Origin of the sequence: Kineococcus gynurae (assembly GCF_042433995.1) — a bacterium.
In the GTDB taxonomy this organism is placed as follows: Bacteria; Actinomycetota; Actinomycetes; order Actinomycetales; family Kineococcaceae; genus Kineococcus; species Kineococcus gynurae.
This window is the reverse complement of the sequence record NZ_JBHLUI010000002.1, coordinates 170,285-178,109: the sequence shown is the minus strand read 5'-3', so window position 1 is coordinate 178,109 and position 7,825 is coordinate 170,285. Positions and strand designations below refer to the sequence as shown.

Annotated in this window: 6 protein-coding genes and 1 pseudogene; 2 read left to right on the top strand and 5 right to left on the bottom strand. The window is 73.9% G+C overall.

From position 1 onward, the window contains the following. Window positions 1–190: 190 nt before the first annotated feature. Together ACFFKU_RS01375 and ACFFKU_RS01370 are read right to left on the bottom strand one after the other, a co-directional pair. The gene (locus ACFFKU_RS01375) at window positions 191–1,534 is read right to left on the bottom strand and encodes an MFS transporter (protein ID WP_380134774.1); all 1,344 of its coding nucleotides are present in this window, start codon (window positions 1,532–1,534) and stop codon (window positions 191–193) included. Window positions 1,535–1,741: 207 nt separating this feature from the next. Then, window positions 1,742–2,650, bottom strand: a complete 909-nt coding sequence (locus ACFFKU_RS01370; RefSeq protein WP_380134772.1) for an EamA family transporter — start codon at window positions 2,648–2,650, stop codon at window positions 1,742–1,744. A gap of 68 nt (window positions 2,651–2,718) precedes the next feature. Here ACFFKU_RS01370 and ACFFKU_RS01365 point away from each other — a divergent pair, with 68 nt between their 5' ends. Beyond that, the gene (locus ACFFKU_RS01365) at window positions 2,719–3,642 is read left to right on the top strand and encodes a LysR family transcriptional regulator (protein ID WP_380134770.1); all 924 of its coding nucleotides are present in this window, start codon (window positions 2,719–2,721) and stop codon (window positions 3,640–3,642) included. On the opposite strand, the gene ACFFKU_RS01360 is transcribed toward ACFFKU_RS01365, so the two are convergent. Beyond that, window positions 3,614–4,612, bottom strand: a complete 999-nt coding sequence (locus tag ACFFKU_RS01360) for an NAD-dependent epimerase/dehydratase family protein (RefSeq protein WP_380134767.1) — start codon at window positions 4,610–4,612, stop codon at window positions 3,614–3,616. The two genes, ACFFKU_RS01365 and ACFFKU_RS01360, sit on opposite strands and share 29 nt — an antisense overlap. A gap of 109 nt (window positions 4,613–4,721) precedes the next feature. Between ACFFKU_RS01360 and ACFFKU_RS01355 the strand changes: the two genes are divergently transcribed. Further along, window positions 4,722–5,477: a TetR/AcrR family transcriptional regulator gene (locus ACFFKU_RS01355; RefSeq protein ID WP_380134764.1), complete on the top strand. Its 756-nt coding sequence runs from the start codon at window positions 4,722–4,724 to the stop codon at window positions 5,475–5,477. Window positions 5,478–5,487: 10 nt separating this feature from the next. On the opposite strand, the gene ACFFKU_RS01350 is transcribed toward ACFFKU_RS01355, so the two are convergent. After that, window positions 5,488–6,678 (bottom strand): acyl-CoA dehydrogenase family protein, encoded by a 1,191-nt coding sequence (locus ACFFKU_RS01350; RefSeq protein ID WP_380134763.1) that lies wholly within the window; start codon window positions 6,676–6,678, stop codon window positions 5,488–5,490. Next, window positions 6,675–7,783, bottom strand: a pseudogene (locus ACFFKU_RS01345) (CaiB/BaiF CoA transferase family protein). Before ACFFKU_RS01345 ends, ACFFKU_RS01350 begins: the two are co-directional and overlap by 4 nt. Between the last annotated feature and the right edge of the window lie 42 nt (window positions 7,784–7,825).

Below are 7,825 nucleotides of genomic sequence, written 5' to 3'. Positions count from 1 at the left end.
GTACTCGATCGTCTGGACCTCGACCTTGCCCGGCCCCAGGTAGGCCACGGCCCGGTTCCCGTGGGACGAGCTGCTCGAGGTGGTCTCGGTCGTTGCGGTGGTGGTGGACATGGGATGACTCCTGTCGTCCTGCGGAAGGGTTTTCGGTGGGAACGGGGGGTCGACCCGGAGCGGGGCGACCCGACGACGGTCAGTGGGCCGCGGCGCGCTTCACGGCGTCCTTGGCCTCGCTGAGGTTGCGACCGGCCATCTCGGGGGCCAGCCAGTGGGAGACCAGGGCACCGACCACGACGACCCCGGCCGCGACGCCCATGCTGGCGCCGATCCCGTAGGTGTCGATGGACCAGGGCAGCAGGAACGTCCCGGCGGCGGCGCCGATGCGGCTGAAGGCGGCGCCGAGGCCCGTCCCGATGCCACGGATCTCGGTCGGGAAGACCTCGGTCGGGTAGACCCCGGTCAGCGCCTGGTACATGGAGTTGAAGAACGAGAACACGAAGAAGCAGGCCAGGACGACCGGTCCGGGGGCGCCCACCCAGAACGCCGTCACGGCGAGGGCGACGGCGCAGATCCACTGCGGCGGGATGGTCAGGCTCCGTCGGCCGATCTTGTCGACCAGGATGGTGCAGACGACCACGCCGGCCGCGGCCAGGGCGGTCAGGCCGACCCCGCCGGCCAGGCCGTCGGAGAGGCCGTAGTTCTTCAGCACGTCCTCGGAGAACGTCGCGATGGCGAAGTACGGGGCGATGGCGCAGAACCAGAAGACGCAGACGAAGGTGGTGGCCCGCCAGTTCTCGGCCGAGAACAGGGCGCGGAAACCACCCTCCCCCTTGGTCTCGCGCTGGACGTCGGCGATGTCCTCCTCGGTGTCCAGGAACCGTCGGGCGACGACCATCGCCTCCTCGCGCCGACCCTTGTTCCACAGCCATCGCGGGGACTCGGGGAGTCCGATGCGACCGATGAGCAGCAGGACGGCGAGGATCGTGCTGGTCGCCAGGATGGTGCGCCAGTGCAGGTCGGTCGTCCGCACGAGGACGTAGCCGAGGAGGAAGGCGACCATGAAGCCGAAGAACCAGGCGGCCTCGCTCAGCGCGACGAGTCGCCCGCGGAGTCGCGCGGGCGAGAACTCGGCCAGCAGCGGCCAGCCCACGGAGTACTCGGCGCCGACCGCGACCCCCATGATCAGTCGGGTGAGCACCAGCATCTCGGGCGAGTTGGCCCACAGCTGCAGCAGGGACGCCACGATGAACAGCAGCAGATCGGCCACGAAGACGGGTTTGCGCCCGAACCGGTCGGCCAACCACCCGCCCAGCGGGGCGCCGAGGAAGATGCCGATGAGCGCGGAGGCCGCGATCAACCCCTCCCAGAAGACCGTCAGCTGCAGCTCGGCCGTGATGGCCACGATGACGGTGCCGATGATGCCGAGGACGTAGCCGTCGAGGAATGTCCCCCCGGCGGAGACGGCGGTCAGTCGGACGAGGAACCGCTTCTGGTGCGTGGAACCCGAGGTTCCCAGGGTCGTGTCGTTCGCGGACATACCACTCCTGTTCATCCGGGGCCGGGATCGCTCCCGTCCCGTCGACCGACGGACGACCCGCCCGGGGGTGGTCGGCATCGACGGCCACGTCCGTGTGACCGAGTGACTGATATATCAAACACCGGAACAGTAGTTTTCCAGGAACCCGCCGTCAAGACGAGAACCCCGGGAACACCCACCGAGGCCGCGGAACCCCCCGCGGGGCGCTCACCGGGTCGGGGTGGGCCGACCCGTGACGGCGAGGACGTTCGCGAGGACGACGATCGCGATGCCCGCCCACTCGTGGACGTCCAGGCGCTGGCCCAGCAGCAGCAGTCCGGTGATCGCGGCCAGGACGGGCTGACTGCTGGCCAGGACCCCGAAGAGGCGCGGAGGGACCGTGCGCAGGGCGGTGAGGTCGGCCGCGTACGGCACGACGGAGGAGAGCAGCCCGGTGGCGATCGACCGCACGACGGTGGCCGCGCTCCACGACCCGGCGGCGGTGCCGAGCAGCAGCACGGGCAGGAACCCCAGGGCGCAGAACCCGCTGGCCAGGGCCGGCCCCTGCAAGCCGGTCAGCCGGGCCCCGACCACGCGGTTCACCACGATGTAGCCCGCCCAGCAGGCCCCGGCGACCAGGCCCAGCGCGATGCCGACGAGGTCGCTGGCGGGGCCGGGCAGGACGAGCACGTAGACGCCGACCGCGGCGACGGCCGCGGTCAGCAGGTCCCGGCGCGAGCGCGAGGCGACGAGCGCGACCCCCAGCGGGCCGAGGAACTCCAACGTGACGGCCAGGGCCAGCCCCACGCGGTCGACGGCGCTGTACAGCGTCAGGTTCATCGTCGCGAAGATCAGCGCCAGCAGCAGCACGGGCCACCACTGCGACCAGGTCAGCGAGCGCACGCGGGGCCGCGCCACAGGGAGCAGGACCGCGGCGGCCACGAGCTGCCGTGTCGCGACCACGCCGGCCGGGCCGATCGCCGCGAAGGCCTGCGCCCCGATCGCGGCTCCCACCTGGTTGCCGCCCGCCCCGCCGAGCGCTGTGAGCACCCCCGGCCACGTCCGTCGCCCGGACGTCCCCGGCAGCGCGCGGACCTGGGGGTCGGGACTCGGGGCGACTCCGGTCTGTGCGGTCACCGGCCCAGCTTCCGGGGGTGCCGGCCGGCCCCGAAATGCAGACCGGGACGGGGTCATACGCTCGGCGTATGACCCCGGCTCCGATGGACGCTGGCGCGCCGTCCTCTCGCCCCGCGGCGGTGGAGGTCCGGCACCTGCGGGCGCTCGTCGCCGTGGCCGAGGAGGGCACCTTCACCGACGCCGCCATCGCGCTGCGGACCTCCCAGGCCTCGGTCTCCCGCCTGGTCGCCGCGTTGGAGCGGGAGCTCGGCGTGCGACTGGTCCGGCGCACCCCGCGCGGGGCGACCCTCACCGGGGCGGGGCAGGCGGTCGTCGTCCGCGCCCGTCGCGTCCTCGGCGACGTCGCGGCGATGGTCCGCGTCGCCGAACGGGGTGAGGACGGGGAGGGGACGCGACGCGAGGTGCGGATCGGGTACGCGTGGTCGGCCCTGGGTCGCTGGACGACCGTGCTCCAGCGACGCTGGGCCGCGGAGCAACCCGGTTCCGTGCTGGTGTTCGTGCAGGTCAACACCCCGACCGCGGGACTGCTCGAACGCGAGGCCGACGTCGCCGTCACCCGCCGGCAGCTGGACCCGCGACGCTTCGCGACGGCCGTCGTCGGCACCGAGAGCCGCTGGGCGGCCGTGGCCGCCGACCATCCGTTCGCCCGGCGCCGGGGCGTGCGGCTGGGCGACTTCACCGGGCAGACCGTCGGGATCGACGCGCGCACCGGCACGACGACCCAGGACCTGTGGCCGCCGGACGCGGCCCCCGCGGCCACGCGCGACACCCACAGCGTCGACGAGTGGCTGACCCTGATCGCCGCCGGTCAGGCCGTCGGCCTGACCTCGCAGGCGACCACGTTCCAGCACCCGAGGCCGGGGGTCGTCTACCGACCGGTGCTGGACGCCGACCCGGTACCGGTGCGGCTGGCCTGGTGGCGCGACGAGCCGGCCCGCTGGATCGAGGACCTGGTGCGGATGGTCACCGAGCTGTACCGCGAGGCCGGCTGAGGGCCGGCAGCGGCGCGACCGGTTCCCCTCCGAGCGCCCGGACGTCGGCGGCCAGCGCCTCCGACCACGGGGTCGCGGTCACGCCGAGCAGTGCCGCCGTCGCCGTCCCGTCGGCGACGAACGGACGCCGGAACTGGTGCTCCACCTCGCGCAGCTCCCGGAGGAACGGCACGACCAGCCCCAGTGCGCCGACGAGCGGTCGGGGCAGGACGCGGACCCGGGGTGGACGACGACCCAGCAACCCCGCCACGTCGTCGGCCACCTGCTGCATCGACCGGGCCGGGGAGTTCGGGACGTGCACGACCCGGCCGCTCAGCCCGCCCCGCTCCCGCTCGGCGTCGAGGACGGCGAGGACGGTGGCGGTGAGGTCGGGCAGGAACGTCCAGGAGTGCGGGGCGGACGGGTCCCCGACCAGCGCCACCGGGGGCCGACGACGGACGACGGGTCCGACGACCTCGAGGTCCAGGTGGGAGTTGCCCGCACTGCCCGGCCCGAAGTAGTCCGAGGCCCGGAGCTCGACCGTGCGCACCCGGCCGGCCTCGTGCGCGGCCCGGCTGCGGGCCCACACCGCGGCGCGGACCGCCCCCTTGGTCCCGGCCGCGCTGAGGTCGGGGGACGCCTCGACCATCGTGCGCACGGAGGGTCCGTGGCCGTACAGGTTCGACACGTGCAGCAGCAGGGCCCCGCTCGCCTCCGCCGCCCCGAGGAGACCCGTGCTCACCCCCGGCCAGACGTCGGCCCACCGGTGGTACGGCGGGTTCAGGGCGTTGACGATGCTGTCGGACCCGGCGGCGACGGCGGCGAGCTCGTCGCCCCGGGCGGCGTCGAGGGCGTGCCGCGTGAGGCCGGGACCCTCCGGGCCGCTCCCCGAGCGGGTGACCACGCGGACGCGGTCCCCGCGGGCGGCGAGGGCCCGCGCGATGCCGGACCCGACCGGGCCCGCCCCGACGACGACGTGCGTGCGGCTCATGGCTTCCCCCTTGACGATGAGAGCGGTGCTCTCGTTTCGGAGCAGTGTTCTCGTCGTCGTTGCCGCGTGTCAAGAGCACCGCTCTCCCTCGAGCTGGCAGGATGATCGGATGAGCACAGCCCGCGAGGTCGCTCGTGAGGACCTCACCCGCCGCATCGTCGAGGCGGGTCGGCGCCAGCTCGGCGAGGTCGGCGCGGCCGGCCTGTCCGTGCGGGCGGTCGCCCGTGAGCTCGGCCTGGTGTCCTCCGCCGTCTACCGCTACGTGGCCGACCGCGACGAGCTGCTGACCCGTCTCATCGTCACCGCGTTCACCGAGTTCGGCGCCGCCGGGGAGGCCGAGCTCGGGCCCCCGCCGGCGGACGCGGCCGGGGAGGTCGAACGGTGGCGGCGCGTCTGCCGGGCCCTGCGCACCTGGGCGCTCGCCCACCCCCACGAGTTCACGCTGGTGTACGGGACCCCCGTCCCCGACTACGCCGCCCCCGCCGAGACGGCCGGGGCCGCCGAGCGTCCCGGGGCCGCGCTCGGCACCGTGCTGCGCGAGGCCGTGCAGCGCGAACCGTTGGACCCGAACGACTACCGCGGTCTGCCCGCGACGCTCGACGAGGAACTGCGTGCCCTGGCCCGCATCCCGGCGTTCGGTCTGGCCGATCTCCTCGACGGGGTCGCCGGGTCCCCCGGGGAACGGCCGCTGCTGGCCGCCGTGGGTGCCGGCCTGGCCGCCTGGCAGCAGTTGTGCGGTTCGCTGACCCTGGAGCTCAACGGGCACCTGGACGGCGTCATCGCCGACCGCGACCTCTGGTTCGACCACCTCGTCGACCTCTGGGGCCGCTCCGTCCTGCCCCGGTCCTACCGCCAGGCCGGGTGAGCCGTCCGGGTCAGCGGAACGCCGGCAGCCCGGTCACCTGCTGCCCGATGACCAGCGTGTGCACCTCGTCGGTCCCCTCGTAGGTCCGCACGCTCTCGAGGTTGTTGGCGTGCCGCAGCGGAGAGTGCTCCAGCGTCACGCCGTTGCCGCCGAGGACCGTCCGCGCCTCGCGGCACACGGCGAGGGCGGCCCGGGTGTTGTCCAGCTTCCCGATCGAGATCTGGTGCGGCCGCAGCCGTCCCGCGTCCTTGAGCCGCCCGAGGTGCAGGGCCAGCAGCTGACCCTTCTCGACGGCGACGGCCATGGTCGCGAGTTTCTGCTGGGTGAGCTGGAACCCGGCCAGCGGGCGGTCGAACTGCCGACGGGTCAGCGACCAGCCGAGTGCCGCGCGGTAACTGTCCCGGGCCGCACCCAGCACGCCCCAGACGATCCCGTAGCGCGCCTCGTTCAGGCAGGCGAAGGGACCGCTGAGTCCCCGTGCCCCCGGGAGCAGGGCGTCGGCCGGGAGCCGGACGTCGACGAGGTCGACGTCGCACTGGATCGAGGCCCGCATGGAGAGTTTCGGTTCGATCGGCCGGGCGGCGAAACCGGGCGAGGAGGTCGGCACCAGGAAACCCCGGACACCCTCGTCGGTCCGCGCCCAGACGACGGCGACGTCGGCGATCGAGGCCAGTCCGATCCAGCGCTTGCGCCCGTTCAGGACCCAGTCGCTCCCGTCGCGGCGGGCGACGGTGGTCATGCTGCCCGGGTCCGAACCCGCGTCGGGTTCGGTCAGCCCGAAGCAACCGATGAGCCGACCCGCGGCCATCTCCGGCAACCAGCGGGACTTCTGCTCCGCGGAACCGTGCTTGGCGATGGCGCTCATCGCCAGGGAACCCTGGACGCTGACGAACGTGCGCAACCCCGAGTCGCCCGCCTCCAGCTCGAGCGCGGCCAGCCCGTACTCGACGGCGCTGCGCCCCGGGCACCCCGGTTCGTCGAGGTGCATGCCGAGCACCCCGAGCCGCCCGAGTTCCGGGGCGAGCTCCACCGGGAACCGGCCCGCCTCGTACCACTCCGCGATCCCCGGGCGGACCCGCTCGTCGACGAACGCGCGCACGCGGTCGCGGGTCCGACGCTCCTCCTCCGACAGCAGGCCGGAGAAGTCCAGGAGGTCCTGCTCCAGCAACTCCTCCATCTCGGGGTCGTCCTGCTCGCTCATCGGATCGTCCTCTCCTGGGCGGGTTCCGGGGCGCTCGTCCGCAACCAGGCACGGACGGCGTCGTCGTGCTCCCCGAGCCGGGGTGGCGCCCCCCGGGGCGGCGGCGGGGAGGGGTGCAGCGTGACCGGTCCCCGGACCTGCCGGCCGACCACCGCCCCGGCCGCGTCGACCACGTCGAGGAACGGCTGCAGGCCCAGCTGCGCGGCCAGGTCGAGCCCGGCCCCCACCGACTGCACGCGCCCGGCCGGGACCCCGCGCCGCAGCAGGCGCTCCTCCCACTCCCGGGCGGAGGCGTTCCGGAGGGCCGTCGCGAGTTCTGCGCGCAGCGCAGGGCGGTTCCGCACCCGGGAGGGGTTGTCCGCGAAGCGCGGGTCCGTGCCCAGGTCCGGGACGCCGAGGACGTCGGCGAGGCCCGGAACATGGCGTCGCTGCCGCAGGCCAGCGCGAGCGGTTCGTCGGAGCAGTCCAGCAGCTCGTAGGGGGCGATGGAGGGGTGCAGGTTCCCGAGGGCCCGCGGCTCCACCCCGGCCCCCAGGAGACCCTGGACCTGGTTCACCAGGGCCGCCTGCAGGCTGGAGAGCAGGTTCACCTCGACCCGGGAACCCTGGCCGTCCACCCCGCGGCGGACCAGCGCGGCGAGCGCCCCGATCGCGGCGTCCTTGCCGCACAGCACGTCCACCAGCGCGACCCCGACCTTCGTCGGCGAACCGGGTTCCCCGGTGATGCTCATGAGCCCGCCGACGGCCTGGACGAGGAAGTCGTAACCCGCCCGGTCGGCACCGCCATCCGGGCCGAACCCGCTGATGGAGACCGTGACGAGTCGCGGGTTGAGGTCAGCGAGCACGTCCGGGCCCCACCCGAGCTCGGCCAGCCGACCGGGCCGGAAGTTCTCGACGAGGACGTCGGCCCGGCGCAGCAGTTCCCGGGCCGTCGTCCGGTCGTCGCTGTCGGTCAGGTCGAGGCGGACCGACTCCTTGTTGCGGTTCACGCTGTCGAAGTAGGTCGTGCCGGTCGCGGTGAACGGCGGACCCCACCGTCGGGTCTCGTCCCCACCGTCCGGGCGTTCCACCTTGATCACTCGCGCACCGAGATCGGCCAGGTGCACCGTGGCCAGCGGCCCGGCGAGGACCCGGGAGAAGTCGGCGAC